This window comes from Belnapia sp. AC561 (assembly GCF_979252845.1).
The window spans coordinates 1-235 of the sequence record NZ_CEEDBP010000497.1; the positions used below are offsets into that span (position 1 = coordinate 1).

General features: G+C 74.5%; 1 protein-coding gene. It reads right to left on the reverse strand.

Features of this window, described 5'->3' with window-relative positions:
• Positions 1-235, reverse strand: a 235-nt coding sequence (locus AC0IW9_RS32000) for an NAD-dependent epimerase/dehydratase family protein (protein ID WP_471652304.1), incomplete at both ends; no start/stop codon positions are given.

The following is a 235-nucleotide window of genomic DNA, read 5'->3' on the forward strand; positions in this document are numbered from 1 at the left end:
CCTCCTGGCCGCCGCCGAAGCTGGCGACGGCGGAGGTGAAGACCACCCGCGGCGGCTCCCGCAGGGCGCGGCAGGCCTGCAGCACGGCCAGCGTGCCCATCACGTTCCCCTTCAGGCCGAGGTCGAAATCCGCCTCCGCCTGGGCCGAGACCACGGCGGCGAGGTGGACCCCCACCTTGGTCCCCTGAGGGATGGCATTGGCCACCTGGGCCGGGTCGGCCACATCGCCGCCGAG